Origin of the sequence: Pararhizobium sp. (assembly GCF_965279435.1) — a bacterium.
Lineage (GTDB): Bacteria > Pseudomonadota > Alphaproteobacteria > Rhizobiales > Rhizobiaceae > Pararhizobium.
The window spans coordinates 503903-518651 of the sequence record NZ_CBDIHY010000003.1 but is presented as its reverse complement, the minus strand read 5'-3'; the positions used below and the strand labels follow the sequence as shown (position 1 = coordinate 518651).

At 59.4% G+C, this 14749-nt stretch carries 14 protein-coding genes; 8 read left to right on the top strand and 6 right to left on the bottom strand.

Translation table 11 applies throughout. The annotated features are described in order from the left end of the window. Positions 1-11: 11 nt before the first annotated feature. Positions 12-884, bottom strand: coding sequence for a glycosyltransferase (locus ACQY8Q_RS08165; protein ID WP_428426140.1), 873 nt, complete (start codon positions 882-884; stop codon positions 12-14). Further along, complete coding sequence (locus tag ACQY8Q_RS08160; RefSeq protein WP_428426139.1) at positions 881-2101, bottom strand: NAD-dependent epimerase/dehydratase family protein; 1221 nt, start codon at positions 2099-2101, stop codon at positions 881-883. The genes ACQY8Q_RS08165 and ACQY8Q_RS08160 overlap by 4 nt, the downstream gene beginning before the upstream one ends. Positions 2102-2227: 126 nt before the next feature. Here ACQY8Q_RS08160 and ybgC point away from each other — a divergent pair, with 126 nt between their 5' ends. Further along, positions 2228-2671 carry a tol-pal system-associated acyl-CoA thioesterase gene (ybgC, locus tag ACQY8Q_RS08155; RefSeq protein ID WP_428426138.1) on the top strand — a complete coding sequence of 148 codons (444 nt, stop codon included), beginning with the start codon at positions 2228-2230 and terminating at the stop codon, positions 2669-2671. Between the two features lie 3 nt (positions 2672-2674). On the opposite strand, the gene ligD is transcribed toward ybgC, so the two are convergent. The 3 genes from ligD to ACQY8Q_RS08140 are packed head-to-tail and all read right to left on the bottom strand — an operon-like array spanning position 2675 to position 6432. Next, positions 2675-5284, bottom strand: coding sequence for a DNA ligase D (gene ligD, locus ACQY8Q_RS08150; protein WP_428426137.1), 2610 nt, complete (start codon positions 5282-5284; stop codon positions 2675-2677). Between the two features lie 9 nt (positions 5285-5293). Next, a complete protein-coding gene (locus ACQY8Q_RS08145) occupies positions 5294-6133 on the bottom strand; it encodes a Ku protein (RefSeq protein WP_428426136.1) in 840 nt (279 codons plus the stop codon). A gap of 26 nt (positions 6134-6159) precedes the next feature. Further along, positions 6160-6432, bottom strand: coding sequence for a hypothetical protein (locus ACQY8Q_RS08140; protein WP_428426135.1), 273 nt, complete (start codon positions 6430-6432; stop codon positions 6160-6162). 308 nt (positions 6433-6740) lie between these two features. Here ACQY8Q_RS08140 and tolQ point away from each other — a divergent pair, with 308 nt between their 5' ends. The 5 genes from tolQ to pal all read left to right on the top strand — a co-directional run bounded on the left by tolQ (position 6741) and on the right by pal (position 11091). Further along, entirely contained in the window at positions 6741-7460 is a 720-nt protein-coding gene (tolQ, locus tag ACQY8Q_RS08135) for a protein TolQ (RefSeq protein ID WP_113241976.1), read from the top strand. Between the two features lie 32 nt (positions 7461-7492). Continuing rightward, positions 7493-7954: a protein TolR gene (tolR, locus tag ACQY8Q_RS08130; RefSeq protein ID WP_113317157.1), complete on the top strand. Its 462-nt coding sequence runs from the start codon at positions 7493-7495 to the stop codon at positions 7952-7954. Positions 7955-7964: 10 nt separating this feature from the next. Beyond that, on the top strand, positions 7965-9032 hold the full coding sequence (locus tag ACQY8Q_RS08125) for a cell envelope integrity protein TolA (protein ID WP_428426134.1): 1068 nt from the start codon (positions 7965-7967) through the stop codon (positions 9030-9032). A gap of 38 nt (positions 9033-9070) precedes the next feature. Further along, a complete protein-coding gene (gene tolB, locus ACQY8Q_RS08120; RefSeq protein WP_428426133.1) occupies positions 9071-10375 on the top strand; it encodes a Tol-Pal system beta propeller repeat protein TolB in 1305 nt (434 codons plus the stop codon). 191 nt (positions 10376-10566) lie between these two features. Next, positions 10567-11091, top strand: a complete 525-nt coding sequence (gene pal, locus ACQY8Q_RS08115; protein ID WP_318413879.1) for a peptidoglycan-associated lipoprotein Pal — start codon at positions 10567-10569, stop codon at positions 11089-11091. Positions 11092-11120: 29 nt separating this feature from the next. Here the strand turns inward: pal and ACQY8Q_RS08110 are convergent, their stop codons facing one another. Continuing rightward, positions 11121-12008, bottom strand: a complete 888-nt coding sequence (locus tag ACQY8Q_RS08110) for an alpha/beta fold hydrolase (RefSeq protein WP_428426132.1) — start codon at positions 12006-12008, stop codon at positions 11121-11123. A 289-nt stretch (positions 12009-12297) separates the two neighbouring features. Between ACQY8Q_RS08110 and ybgF the strand changes: the two genes are divergently transcribed. Both ybgF and tilS read left to right on the top strand, forming a co-directional pair. Continuing rightward, positions 12298-13293, top strand: a complete 996-nt coding sequence (gene ybgF, locus ACQY8Q_RS08105; RefSeq protein WP_428426131.1) for a tol-pal system protein YbgF — start codon at positions 12298-12300, stop codon at positions 13291-13293. Positions 13294-13366: 73 nt separating this feature from the next. Beyond that, positions 13367-14665 carry a tRNA lysidine(34) synthetase TilS gene (gene tilS, locus ACQY8Q_RS08100; protein WP_428429710.1) on the top strand — a complete coding sequence of 433 codons (1299 nt, stop codon included), beginning with the start codon at positions 13367-13369 and terminating at the stop codon, positions 14663-14665. Positions 14666-14749: the final 84 nt, after the last annotated feature.

Below are 14749 nucleotides of genomic sequence, written 5' to 3'. Positions count from 1 at the left end.
GCTTCCTGATGTCACTCTGCGCCTGGCCGGCTCGGGTTTGGCAGATCGGCAATATGCGGAATAGCTTTGCCGCTGAAGAAAGCATGCCAGAGATTGATCAGCGGCCGCAGCCTTTCCGCTTTCGGATGGTCCTTTTCCCACGGTTTTTCATACTGATAATGCAGCACGCCGATGGATGGCCAATCCCACAGCGCCGGCATGGTAAACCAGACATATTGCAGCATGTTCATCGTCACAGGCAGCCCGTGCCATTCCGGGAAAAAATCCTGCAGAAAAGTCTGGTCGGTACGCGGCCAGAAGGCATCCGGCTGATCCAGCTGCGCCAGCATCGCATCGAACGTCTGGAGAGACGGCGTGGCGACGAAGACGCCGGAGTTCAGCCGGTGGAAGTCGGCAAGGCTTTCGTAGACGTTGGGTGCCGCTGAAAATTCCGGATAGCCGAAATAACGGTCGATGTTTTTCAAAACCAGCGCATCGGCATCGATGAAGATGCAACGTTCATACTCGGTCAATTGCCAGAGCCGCAGCTTGCAGAAATTATCGAGCGGCGAGTGAAAATCCGGTTTTCGTCCCTTGGTGAAGGGGGCCACGCTGTGAAGTGACGTGCGGGCATGCCGCTCGTTGAAGGCGTCCGATAGCGGCAGGCACTCGGTGGCGGCTAACCGGCAGCCGAATTGGGCAAGCGGCGCAAGAGTGTGCCCGTCAACGCCGCCGGTGTGGAGAACGACGATATCGGCTTGCGTGCCCGTCATCCTGATCGAACGGGCCAGCGCCGTTGCACCCATTGCATAATCGGCATTCGTCACTAGCGTCACGAATGCGTGCCGTGAACCGGTAGGGCCGGAGGGCGCGGCACCGTCTGAGGCAGGAGGGGACTGCGTCATGAAACCGATTTCAGCCTTCTTCCCTCCGGATCGTGATTGATCCTCGCGGCGATGTCCTTGGTCCAGGCAGAAACGGCAGGCACGCAGCCGCGGTCGACACGGTAAGCGTATTTCTTGCCGACATCGACGATTTCCGCAAGCAGGCCGTCCTGCAGTGTGATCGGGTCGAGGCCAAGCTGGCGGAATTTTTCGTTGTGCACCACCAGATCGTTTTCGGCCGCTTCCTTGCGTGGATTGGGCAGCCAGGCGATTTGGGAACCGGTGAGGCCGGCGATCATTTCAGCAAGATCGCGGATCCGGTGGGTTTCGGTCATCTGGTTGAAGATCTCGACGCGGGCGCCGCGCTGCGGCGGGTTTTTCAGCGCCAGTTCGATGCAGCGGACCGAATCCTGGATGTGAATGAAGGCGCGGGTCTGGCCGCCGGTGCCATGCACGGTCAGCGGATAGCCGATGGCCGCCTGGATCAGGAAGCGGTTGAGCACGGTGCCATAGTCGCCATCGTAGTCGAAGCGATTGATCAACTGCTCGTGGCGGCGGGTCTGTTCGGTATGGGTGCCCCAGACGATGCCCTGATGCAGGTCGGTGATCCGCAGGCTGTCATTCTTGGCATAGAACTGGAACAGCAGCTGATCGAGGCATTTGGTCATGTGGTAGATCGAGCCGGGATTGGCCGGATAGAGGATATCCTGCGTCGCCGTCTCGCCGCTTTGTGTCTCGATGCCAACAGGCAGATAACCCTCCGGAATGGCGGCACCGACCGTCGAATAGCCGTAGACGCCCATGGTTCCGAGATGGACGAGATGCGCGTCGAGGCCGATCTCGACCAAAGCGTTCAGCAGATTGTGGGTGGCGTTGACGTTGTTGTTGACCGTGTAGTTCTTGTGGCGGTCGCTCTTCATCGAATAGGGCGCGGCGCGCTGTTCTGCAAAATGGATGACGGCATCCGGGCGGTTTTCTGCGAGCCAGTTTTTCAGGAGTTCGTAGTCACGGGCGAGGTCTATCAGGTGAAAATGGATGCGCCGGCCGGTCTCAGCATGCCAGATGCGGGTGCGTTCCTGAATGCTGTCCATCGGGGTCAGCGACTGGACGCCGAGTTCAGTATCGATCCAGCGGCGCGAAAGATTGTCGAGGATGTGGACGTCGTGTCCGGCATCGGACAGATGCAGCGCCGTCGGCCAACCGACAAAGCCGTCACCGCCAAGGACTGCAATTTTCATGCGCCAATCTCCTGTGGGAAGGGAAGTCCTTGGTCGTTGATAGGAGAACATTGTGACAAACCTGCAATGCTTGCAAAACGCGTTTGGTTCCTGCACAGAAAAAAGAATAATTTTGCGAGGCTGCGGATGACTTTGATTGCGCTTTCCGGCGAGCTGACGGATGCCGGACACCGGCTGGTGCAGCGTGTCTATTACGAGGACACGGATTTCTCTGGCGTCGTTTACCACGCCCGGTACCTGCATTTCATGGAGCGGGCGCGCACCGATTATCTGCGGCTGTTGGGCGTCGAGCAGGCGACGCTGGCAATCGAGGGCGATACAGAAGGACTGGTGTTCGTCGTCCATCGCATGGAGATCGATTTCAAGCAGCCGGCGCGCATGGACGATATCCTGACGATCACCACGGCGACGGAAAAGGCTGGCGGTGCCAAGATGGTGCTGAGCCAGGAAATCCGCCGCGAGGGCACGCTGTTGATCGCCGCCAAGGTGATCATTGCCGTCATCAACGGACAGGGGCGGCCGCGACGGCTGCCGGAGACGCTAGGCAAGAAGTTCCTCGGGCAGGGTTGAGTTTTAGTCCCCGGCCTCGACGGCTTTCAGCATTGCCTTGGTCAAGCTCTGCTTCCAGTCTTTCGCCTCGGCCCATGGATCGGTACCGCTCTCCAGCCGCTCAAGAATATCAGGAATATGAAACCGGTTGGCGGCGTCGAGATCGTTCAGTTCCTCCCAGCCGACGGGCGTGGCGACAGGGCCATTGGCGCGGGCGCGCACCGAATAGGGAGCGACGGCAGTGGAGCCGCGCTCGTTGCGCAGCCAGTCGATGAAGATGCGGCCCTTGCGCTTGGCCTTGGACATGGTGGCGATGTAGTTCTCCGGATCATTGTCGGCGATCTCAGCGGAAAGGCCTTTGGCGAAGGCCTTGGCCTCTTCCCACAGCGCGCGGCGCGATAGCGGCACGATGACATGGATGCCCTTGCCGCCGGAGACCATGGCGACGGATTTCAGGCCAAGCTCTTCGAGCGCGTTGCGAAGTGAGACGGCGGCCTGTTTCACCGTTTCGAATGTCACGCTCGGATCTGGGTCGAGGTCGAAGACAAGCCGGTCGGCGGCGTCGAGCCTGTCGATGGTCGAGCCCCAGATATGCAGCTCGATCGTGCCCATCTGCACGGCGGCAACCAACCCTTTCGCATCGTTGACGTAAAGGTAGTTGGCCATATCACCGTCGGATTCCTCGATCGGGACCTGATGGATTTCATCCGGAAAGCCGTCGCCGGCGTGTTTCTGGTAGAAGCACTGATGATCCGGCCCCTGCGGGCAGCGCAGGATCGAGGCGGGGTGATCGGCGGCGAAGGGCAGCATGCGGTCGGCGATGACGCCGTAATAACGGGCAAGGTCGATCTTGGTGATATCGGGATCGGAGAAGAGCAGCCGGTCTGCATGGGTGATGCGGATGCCGAGCACATCGCCGTCTGCATCCTTTTGCCTGCGCGCCTGGCGTTTCTTGTCCACAGCCGGGGCTTCTGCTTCCTTCGCCGACGCTTTTTCGGGCGCGGGTGTTTTTCTCGTCTCTGGGGTCACGGCAGACGCCTCCTTGTCCTCGCGCAGGCCCTGAAAAGCCCCGTGGCGGATATGACCATCATCGGTAAACTCGGCGAATTCGACTTCCGCGACAAGGCCAGGTATCAGCCAGACCGCATCACGGGCGATTTCGTTTGGCACTGTATCAAAGGGTGACGTCTTGCGCTTGAGCTTGGAAAAGCGGTAGGCGAGGTCAACCATGGTGTCTTCGTCGAACCCGGTGCCGACGCGGCCCTGATAGACGAATTTGCCGCCTTCATAGGCGCCAACCAGTAGGGAGGCGAAAGCGCGACCGCGTTTGTCGGAGGGTGAATAACCGCCGATGACGAATTCCTGCCGCTTCGTGCATTTGATTTTCAGCCAGCTGCCCACACGGCCTTCGCGATAGGGGGCATCGGCCTTCTTGGCGATGATGCCCTCCTGGCCCGCCTTGCACATGGCCTGAAACACCTTTTCACCATTGCCGCGCACGTGCTCGCTGTACTGGATCGCGCGGCTTGGGCCTAGCGTGTCCAAAAGAGCTTTCAGCGCGTCCTTGCGCTCGATCAGCGGGGCTTTCCGCAAATCCCTGCCGTCGATCTGCAGCAGGTCGAAACCATAGAACCGGGTTTCACCGCCGGTCTTGATCGCCTTCTGCAATGCAGAGAATTTCGAGCCTTCGTCTGAAGCAGCGACCGCCTCGCCGTCGATTAAGGCTGTGTCGCAATCCAGATCGGCAAACCCATGGGCGATGTCGGGAAATTTTTCCGTCCAGTCGAGCCCCGTGCGCGTGAAGCAGGTGACACCCTCCTTGCCGATGGAAATCAGCAGACGGTAGCCGTCGAACTTGGCTTCGTTCAGCCAGTCGTCGCCGGCCGGTGCTTCGGCGGTCAGCGTCGCAAGTTGCGGCTTGACGAAGGCGGGCGCCTTGCCCGTCCGTTTCCGCTCACCCTGTGGCTCGGAGTGTTCCTCGGCAATGGCGCCTGCCTTGACGTTGGCGGCAGCACTTTTCGCAGATTCCCAGACATGGGCTTTCTTTTCCCCCTCGCCAGACGCGATCTCCTCCATTGAACGGCCGGTTTTGACACTGGTCATGTTGTCTGTCAGCAGGCTTTCGCCGTCCTCGCCGGTTTCCTCGTCATGCTCCTTGATCAGCAGCCAGTTCTCGCGCTTTTCGCCGTCGCGCGGCTTCATCCGCACCAGTGTCCACCCGCCTTGCATGCGCTGGCCGTGGATATGGAATTTCAGCTTACCTTCCTTGAGCCCTTCATCCGGATCGTTGTCCGGTTCCCACCAGCCGGTGTCCCAAAGCATTACCGTGCCACCGCCATATTGCTTTTTCGGGATGGTGCCTTCGAAGTCACCGTAGGCGAGGGGATGGTCTTCGGTGCGCACCGCAAGCCGCTTGTCGTCCGGGTTGATGCTTGGACCTCGCGTCACCGCCCAACTTTTCAGCACGCCCTTCCATTCCAGCCGGAAGTCATAGTGCAGCCGGGTCGCATCGTGTTTTTGCACTAGGAAGAGTTTGCCCGTCTTGGCCGGTTTTGCCGCGCCCTTCGGCTCGGCGGTCTTGGTGAAATCGCGCTTGCGGTTGTATTCGGAGAGGGAGTCTTGGTGCTCGGCCATGGCGGTGCCTCACGCGGACTTTTTCTTTGGGGTGGCTTTCTTGGGCGCAGCTTTTTCGCCGCCGCCTTCGAGGCTCTTTTTCAGTGCCGACATCAGGTCGACGACATTGTCGCCGCGCTTGCCGGTGTCGTCCTCGTCTTCGACCTCGATCGTTGCCTTCTTGCCCTTGAGCTTTCTCTGCACTAGTTCCTTCAGCGCCGTCGAGTAATTGTCCTTGAATGTCGTCGCGTCGAACGGGGCGGTCTTCTTGTCGATCAGCGCCGTTGCCACGTCCAAAAGGTCTTCATCGGAGGTTTTGCCGGACAGGCCGTGGAACATCGGATCGGCCTTGCGCAGCTCGTCGGCATAATGCAGCGTCTCCAACAAAAGCCCATCACCGCAAGGTTTGATGGCGGCTATATATTCCCGGCCGCGCAGGGTTAGCTGGCCAAGCCCCACCTTGTTTGATTTGCGTAAGGCATCCCGAACCACGCGATAGGCGTCCTCGGCCAGATCGTCGGCGGGAACGATGTAATAGGGTTTGTCATAGTAGATCGGTGAAATTTCGGAGGCATCGACGAACTGCACGAGCTCGAGCGTCTTCTTGGTCTCGAGCTTGACGGCATCGATTTCCTCGGGCTCAAGCAGGACATATTTGCCGCTCTCGTATTCATAGCCCTTGACGATCTCGTCGGTATCTACCGGCCCGATGCCATCGACCACCTTGTCGTAATGGACAGGCTTGCCGGAGGGTTCGTGGATCTGGCGAAACGCAAATCGCGCGCCGGTCTTGGTGGCGCTGAACACTTCGACTGGAATGGAAACCAGGGAAAGGCGCAATTGCCCCTTCCACAATGCACGCGATACCATGTCTCCACCTTTTCCGTATGCCGGTGTTAGTGCGGAATATTTGCCGTGTTTGTGTCTCGGGCAAGCAGACGTTCCAGCGCTGCCACGTCCTTGCTGGTGATAACCGGCACCGGATCGGAGATCATAGCTTGCAACACGTCAGGCGAGATGGCGCCGTTCTCGATGGCCCATTCCAGCGCTTCTCGCGTCTCACGCTCGGCCCTCAGCTGCGCGTAAAGCGCAAGGATGAGGCGGTCGCGATGATCGAAATGCGGCCGGGCGGGACGTTTGGGCGATTTCTTCGGTGCAATGCTGCTCATGTCCATCTAACGCGGCAAGGTTCGGATTGTTCCGCGACCAAGTCTTCGCCAAGACGTCATTGCAGTGCAGTATAGTAACACTCTCTTAACCATAATGATGTCTTAATGCACATATTAGGGTTTTGTGCAGTGCACGTCATCCTTTCACCAAGATTGAACGCAAGAAGGCAGACAGGAAGCTTAAAGATCGGCATGACGCCGGTTATCGGCAGCTGCCGGGTCAATCTTGCAACAATGACGTTTAAGCACCCTGGCTGTGAGCATGAGACTGCTCTTGCCGGGCGTTTGGATTCGGGGATTTGAGAACGATGGAACAGGTTGGATTGGCTGCGGCGACGACAGACGTAACGCTGTGGTCGCTATTCATGCAAGCGGGCTTCGTGGTGAAGCTGGTCATGCTGGGACTGATCGGTGCTTCGATCTGGACCTGGGCGATCGTCGTCGACAAGTCGCTGAAATTCGGCAAGGTGCGCCGCCAGCTGGACGCCTTTGAACAGGTATTCTGGTCTGGCCAGTCGCTGGAAGAACTCTACCGGACACTGTCCGACCGGACGACCGCCGGCATGGGCGCGATCTTCGTCTCGGCTATGCGCGAATGGAAAAAATCGTTTGAACGTGGTGCCCGCTCGCCGATCGGCCTGCAGATGCGTATCGACCGGGCAATGGATGTCACCCTGGCGCGTGAAGCAGAAGCACTGGAGTCGCGGCTCGGGTCGCTGGCGACAATCGGTTCGGCCGGTCCGTTCGTCGGTCTGTTCGGTACCGTTGTCGGTATCATGACATCATTCCAGGCTATCGCCGGTTCGAAATCAACCAATCTTGCAGTCGTTGCTCCCGGTATCGCCGAGGCGCTTCTGGCGACCGCCATCGGCCTTCTCGCCGCTATCCCGGCGGTTATCGCCTACAATAAATTCTCCGCCGATGCCGGCAAGCTGACGGCGCGCATGGAAGGTTTTGCCGACGAATTCTCGGCCATTCTTTCGCGCCAGATCGATGAGAAGCTGCAGCCTCGCCAGGCCGCGCAGTAAAAGCCTGAGCGGCACGAAGACGGAGATAGACCATGGGTATGTCAGCAGCAGGTGGATCGAAGGGTGGCGGCCGTCGCCGTGGTGGCCGTAGCGGCCGCGGCGGCAAGGGCGTCATGAGCGAAATCAACGTGACGCCGTTCGTCGACGTCATGCTGGTTCTTCTGATCATCTTCATGGTTGCAGCACCAATGATGACCGTCGGCGTGCCGATCGACCTGCCGGAAACGCAGGCCAAGGCGCTCAATGCCGAAACCCAGCCGATCACGATTTCGGTGAAGAGCGACGGCCAGGTCTTCCTGCAGGAAACGCCGATTCCGGTCGAAGAGGTTGCAGCCAAGCTCGAGGCTATCGCCACGACGGGCTACAGCGAGCGCATCTTCGTGCGCGGTGATGCGACGGCACCTTACGGCGTGATCGCCGATGTCATGGCGCGCATTCAGGAAGCCGGCTTCAAGAATATCGGTCTCGTCACCCAGCCGCAGAAGGGCCAGTAGAGCGCGTACGATGAAGAGCAGTCTCATCACATCCGCTGTGCTACATGGCCTGGTTCTGACCTGGGCGCTGGTGTCGCTTGGCAGTCCCAAATCGTTCGAGGTCTCCAGCATGGAGTCCATTCCGGTCGATATGGTGTCTGTCGAAGAGCTGACCCAGTTGCAGCAGGGAGACGAAAAGGCCCCGAAGTCTGAAAAGCCTTCGCCTGTCCCGACAAAAAAGCCCGCTGAACTCAACAATGGTGAAAATACCGGCGACAACAGTGTCGATCTGAAAACACCACCAAAACCGGAATCCAAGCCGATCGAGAAGGAATCGACCGGCGCGATCAAGTCTGAAGAAAAGCCGTTGCCGACACCTGAACCGGTGAAGCAGGACACGCCCGAGGTGACCGAAGAAAAACCGGCATCCGAGCCTGCGACGGAAGTCGCCGCGTTGCCGGAGCCGAAGGAGGAGGTCAAGCCCGATCCTAAGCCTGCCGAGACCCCGGCGGAGGAAAAGCCTGCGGAAAAACCCGATGCTGAAGCTCTGCCGGACAAGGTTCCGACGCCGATGGCAAAGCCCAAGGTAGAACAGCCGGCGCAGACGGCGAAAACGCCGGATCGCAAGAACGAAGAGAACAAGCCGGAAAAGAAAAAGACCTCGACGGCCATGAAGTCGGATTTCGATGCTGACGAAGTGGCGGCTCTTCTCAACAAGCAGGATTCGTCTGGTGGCGGCACGAAGCGGTCCACCGAAACGGCTTCGCTTGGAGCCAAGAAAACCACCGGCAACACGCTTTCCGTCAGCGAAATGGATGCGTTGCGTGGCCGAATCCAGAACAATTGGTCTGTGGTTGCCGGGATTTCCGGTGCCGAAGGGCTGACGATCACGGTGACGATGCAGCTCGGCAAGGATGGCGAGATCATCGGACGGCCTGAAGTGGTTGCGTCCGGCGGCACGGATGCCGCGCGGCGGACCTTCGAGGGCAGTGTGCGGCGGGCCATCATGAAGTCGGCACCGTTCGATAATCTGCCGGCAGACAAATATGATTCCTGGAGCGAAGTGGTCGTCAATTTCGATCCAAGCTCCATGCTTTAGAATATCACACGAATGAATGGCTGAAAGGCTCCGTTACAATGTTGAAACGCAACCCCTTCCGTTTTCTGATCGCGATCGCGACGATGGTCACTCTGGTGATCGCGCCGGCTTATGCGCGCGTGGAAATCAATATCAACAAGGGCAATGTCGAGCCTTTGCCAATCGCCATCACCGACTTCCTGCAGGGTGAACTGGGCCAGAAAATCTCCGACGTCGTCGCAGCCGACCTGAAGCGCTCCGGCCTGTTTGCGCCGATCGCCAAGACGGCCTTCATCGAGAAGATCACCAACCCGGATGCAGCGCCCCGTTTTGAAGACTGGAAGGTCATCAATGCGCAGGCGCTGGTCACTGGCCGCGTCACCCAGGAAGGCGACGGCCGTCTGAAGGCCGAGTTCCGCCTGTGGGACAGTTTCGCCGGCCAGCAGATGGCGGGTCAGCAGTTCTTCACCCAGCCGGAAAATTGGCGCCGTGTCGCCCATATCATCGCCGACGCGATCTATGAGCAGATCACCGGTGAAAAGGGCTATTTCGATACCCGTATCGTCTATGTCGCCGAAAGCGGCCCGAAGACGGCGCGCAAGCGGCAGCTGGCCATCATGGACCAGGATGGCGCCAACGCACGCGGTATCACCAATTCCAACGATATCGTGCTGACGCCGCGTTTCTCGCCGAACAAGCAGGAAATCACCTACATGTCGTTCGAGGGCAACGAGCCGCGCGTTTACTTGCTGCAGCTCGAAACCGGACAGCGCGAAGTGGTCGGCAATTTCCCCGGCATGACCTTTGCGCCGCGCTTCTCGCCGGATGGCCAGCGGGTGATCATGAGCCTGCAGCAGGATGGCAACGCCAACATCTACACGATGGACCTGCGTTCACGCACCACGACACGCCTGACTTCGACCGCCGCAATCGATACCTCGCCGTCCTATTCGCCTGACGGCGGCCAGATCGTCTTCGAAAGCGACCGCGGCGGCCGCCAGCAGCTCTACGTCATGAGCTCGGGCGGTGGCGGACAGAACCGCATCTCGTTCGGCGATGGTTCCTATTCGACCCCCGTCTGGTCACCGCGCGGAGACCTGATCGCGTTCACCAAGCAATCGGGCGGCAAGTTCTCGATTGGGGTGATGAAGCCGGACGGTTCGGGCGAACGTATCCTGACGACAGGCTTCCACAATGAAGGCCCGACCTGGGCCCCGAACGGCCGCGTCCTGATGTTCTTCCGTCAGAACGCCGGTGCCGGTGGGCCGCAGCTCTATTCGATCGATCTGACCGGCTATAACGAACAGCTGGTCCAGACCAAGGGCTTTGCATCCGACCCGGCCTGGTCGCCGCTTCTCGAATAGCCCATGAATAGCATTGTGACGGTGCGGCGGGAAATATGGCAAAATCGCCGCTTTCTCGCCGCAAAGGACTGATCTAGCAAGCCTACAAGCCGATTTTGACAAACTGTTAACCATATCTGTTGAAATGGGATTAACCGCTTCCGGTTACAGTCTGGCAACCCTGAATTCAGACCATCCAAGGAGACCGGCCCATGAGCCGCATTCACGCCCAGGCCGCAGGCCGCATGCAATCCATCGCCCGCAACCCGATCATGATCGCTCTCTTTGCCAGCCTGGCGCTTGCCGCCTGCGCCAAGAAGCCGATGAACAGCGCCGGCGATCTCGGCCTCGGCGCCAATGCGGCGACCCCGGGTTCGACCCAGGACTTCACGGTCAATGTCGGCGACCGCATCTTCTTCGATACGGATTCCACCTCGATCCGTGCAGACGCCCAGGCAACGCTTGATCGTCAGGCTCAGTGGCTGGCCAAGTATCCGAACTACGCCATCACGGTCGAAGGCCATGCCGACGAACGCGGCACCCGCGAATACAACCTGGCACTGGGCGCACGCCGCGCTGCATCGGCCAAGGAATATCTCTCCTCGCGCGGCATTTCGGCCTCGAAGATCCGCACGATCTCCTACGGCAAGGAAAAGCCGGTCGCCGTTTGCGACGACATTTCCTGCTGGTCGCAGAACCGCCGCGCCGTCACGGTTCTCGGTGGCGCCGGCATGTAATTGCCCGGCTACATAGCATTATTCTGATATCAAACCGGCCGTGTGAATGTCCACGCGGCCGGTTTTTTCATATCAAGCGGCCCGGCATGCGTGGCGATGGCACGTGTTATCTGCGGCCAGTCGTTCGGATGCAGTTCATGGCCGCCGCCCTCAATGCGTTGCAGCTTCGCGCCGCTGACGGCGTTCGCCAGAGCCTCGCCATGGGCGATCGGAAAGATCGGGTCGGCGGTTCCATGAATGACGAGGAGGGGAACGCGTAGATCGGCCGCAGCCGGGCGCTTATCGCCGTCTCCGTTTTCGAGCATGAAGTGGTTGGTGACGCTCGCGAAAGAGCGGGCGCGATCCATGTCCCGCTCGACGAACAGCCGCGCGGCGCCTGCGTCATGCGGGTGTGTTGTGCTGGCAATCATGCTTACGTCGCGCATCATGAAATCGAGGACGTCAGCGCGGTCGGTCCAGTCAACGGTCTCTCCGGTCGCTGCATGCGCGCTATAAGCCTCCGTGAACGGCGGCAGGTCCTCGATCCCCAGCGGGCTTGAACTGAGGATGGTGAGTGTCCTGACACGATCGGGATGGGCGAGCGCGACACGCTGGGCGATGAAACCGCCGAGCGACATGCCGGCGATGTCGGCGGCTTTAATCCCGTGGCCATCAAGGACCGCCACCGCATCCTCCGCCATGTCGGAAAGGGTGTAGGGCGTACTGCCCGGCGGATAGGTCGTGGACAAGCCGGTATCGCGGTTATCGTAGCGGATGACGAAGCGCCCTTGATCGGCGAGTTGTCTGCAGAATTCTTCCGGCCACCAGAGCATCGAGGCCATCGCGCCCATGATCAACAACAAAGCCGGGTCGGAAGAATGTCCGAATGTCTCGGTGGCAAGTTCCACCTCACCACGCGTGATCGTCAAATCTGCCATGCCGGATTCTCCTTCTGCACAGGCAACTCAATCCAGGAAATGTGATTGCGAATTAAAACCAGTTTTATATTGAATTTAGTTTTTAACTTTGGCAAGAGGATTTGCGCATTGCGGTGGTTGCGGTCAACACACCGAAGAAAGGGCCATCACGGGGCATTCTTTCTTTTTTGTCACACTTTTACCGAACTCCGTTGCTTTTTGAGGCCAATTAGAAAACTGTGCGGCAATCATCCGGCGGCCGATTTGAACCGGTTCGGGTGAGAGTGGATACATAAACAGGACACATGACATGAAACATTTTGTCGTGGCGGGATTGATCAGCCTGACTGCCTTTGCTGGCTTTGGACAGACAGTGACCGCCATGCCGCTTTCCGCGCTGTTTAACCGCGCAATCCACGGCGAAGCCCAATCGCCGGGCAAGGCGCCGCTGCTCAAGGTCCAGTCGAGTGAGGTTGGACGCGTCGGGCAGCTTGAGGAACAGATCCGCTCGCTTAACGGGCGTATCGAGGAAATGAGTTTCCAGCTCCTGCAGATGCAGGAACAGATCCGAAAGTTCCAGGAGGACAACGAGTTTCGTTTCCAGGAACTGGAGGGCGGCAAGTCGGGTTCTACCAAGAAGAGCCAGCTGGAGACACCACGCACCACCGATCAGGCTTCCGGCACAGCGCCGGCAACGACTGATCAGGCGACAGTAACCGATCCCAACGAAGGTTTGGGATCGGGTACTGTCGCCGGTGCCAACCCAAGCGCACCGTCATCAACGCTGGGCCAGATCGTCTTTGACGAAAATGGCAATCCCGTTGCTGCAAACCAGGATACGTCGAGCCTTGAATCATCGCTTCCCGGTGTTGATCAGGGCATCAACCAGACGCCGGACAGCCAGCAGCAGACGGCAGCGCTCGACAATCCCGGCGATCTCTATCAGTCCGCCTATGGCCATGTGCTGACGGGCGATTACAGCACGGCAGAAAATGAATTCCGCAGCTATCTCGAAGCGTTCCCGAAGGGTGAAAAAGCCGCAGATGCGAGCTTCTGGATGGGTGAGGCGCAATATTCGCAGGGCAAGTTCAGCGATTCTGCCAAGACGTTCCTGAATGCGCACCAGGCCTACAGCAAGTCGCCGAAGGCACCGGAGATGCTTTTGAAGCTCGGCATGTCGCTGGCCGCGCTCGACAACAAGGACACGGCCTGCGCCACGCTGCGTGAGGTCAACAAGCGCTATCCGAAGGCTTCGCAGGCGGTAAAGACCAAAGTTGCCAGCGAACAGGGCCGCCTTGCCTGCTGAGGCGGGTCGCGGCGCGCCGCACGCCGTCGTCGAGGCGGCAAAACGATTTCTCTCCACGTTCAAGACCCCCGGCATGATCCTCGCCGCTGTTTCCGGCGGCAGCGATTCAAAAGGTGTGCTTCTGGCACTGCACGAAGCCATCACCTTTGGTGGCTTCTCAGCTTTTTCTTTATCAGCCTGTACCGTCGATCATGCGCTGAGGCCCGAATCCGCTGAGGAAGCGCGCGGGGTCGCTGCGTTTTGTACTGCTAGAGGCATTCCGCATATCATCCGCCAGTGGCAGGGCGACAAGCCCTTAACCGGTATTCAGGCGGCTGCCCGCGCAGCACGCTATGGACTGCTCGCCGATGCGGCGCAGGAGATCGGAGCCGTCTGTATCGTCACTGCCCACACCGCCGATGACCAGATCGAAACGATTGCCATGCGGCAAGGCCGGTCAGGGCCCGATGCGCCGGGTCTGGCTGGCATGGCGGCCGGGGTTCTTGTCGACCGTCGTGCATGGGTCTGGCGTCCCTTCCTCCATCTCTACAGGCCAGAAATCCGTACCTTTCTTGTGACGCGAGGGGAGGGGTGGTTCGATGATCCGAGCAACAGCAACCGTCGCTTCGAGCGCGTGCGTGTGCGCCAAGCGCTGACCGAGAGCGGGCCGTCGTCCGTAGATATCCTTGCTGCTAGCAGAGCCCGGATTGGATCGAGCGCGCGCGCTGCGCTATTGGTTGCGCAGCATGTGCAAGGTTTCGACGGTCTGGTGGCGCGGATCGATCCCGCTCTCTTCGCCGATATGGCTGACCCGGATAGTGCGCGCACGCTGCTGTCAATTGCCGCTGTGATTGGCGGACGTCATCACATTGCCGGCCGCGAGACGGCCGCACGGCTTGCCGCGTTTCTGAGCGATGCAGAGGGGCGCCGGATGACGGCCGGGCGTGTTGTTTTCGATCGCCGCAAGTCGGGGCTCTATCTCTATCGCGAGGCGAGGGACTTGCCGCAAATCGAGCTGCAACCGGGTGAATGCACGCTTTGGGATGGCCGCTTTCTAGTCACGAATAGCGGTACGGACCGTATTGCCGTTCATGCAAGGGACGAAACGGCTGAATTGCGCGCGAGACTGATTGCCGCAGGCCTGCCCGAGCCGGTGGCCAAACGCGCCGTCAAATCCGCTATCGGTTTTTCTGCGATGGCGGAGGTATCGTTTCACCCGGATGCCCCGGCTCTTTTGCAGCCAACGCCTTGCGTGCAAACGCACATCAGCCTTTACGACACCTTTTTGCCGTGTTTCGACCTGATGATGGCCAACAGCATTGCCGCGCTCTTTGGCCGTGACCCCTATTCTACTCTTCCGGTTTACGGTGTTTTGACGGAAAAGTCAGGTTAGTCTTGAGTTTGCCTTGGCAAGCCGGTCACGCAACCCTATGTTAGGGGCAAGAATGCAGCCACAAATCATTGCGGGTTGCTACAG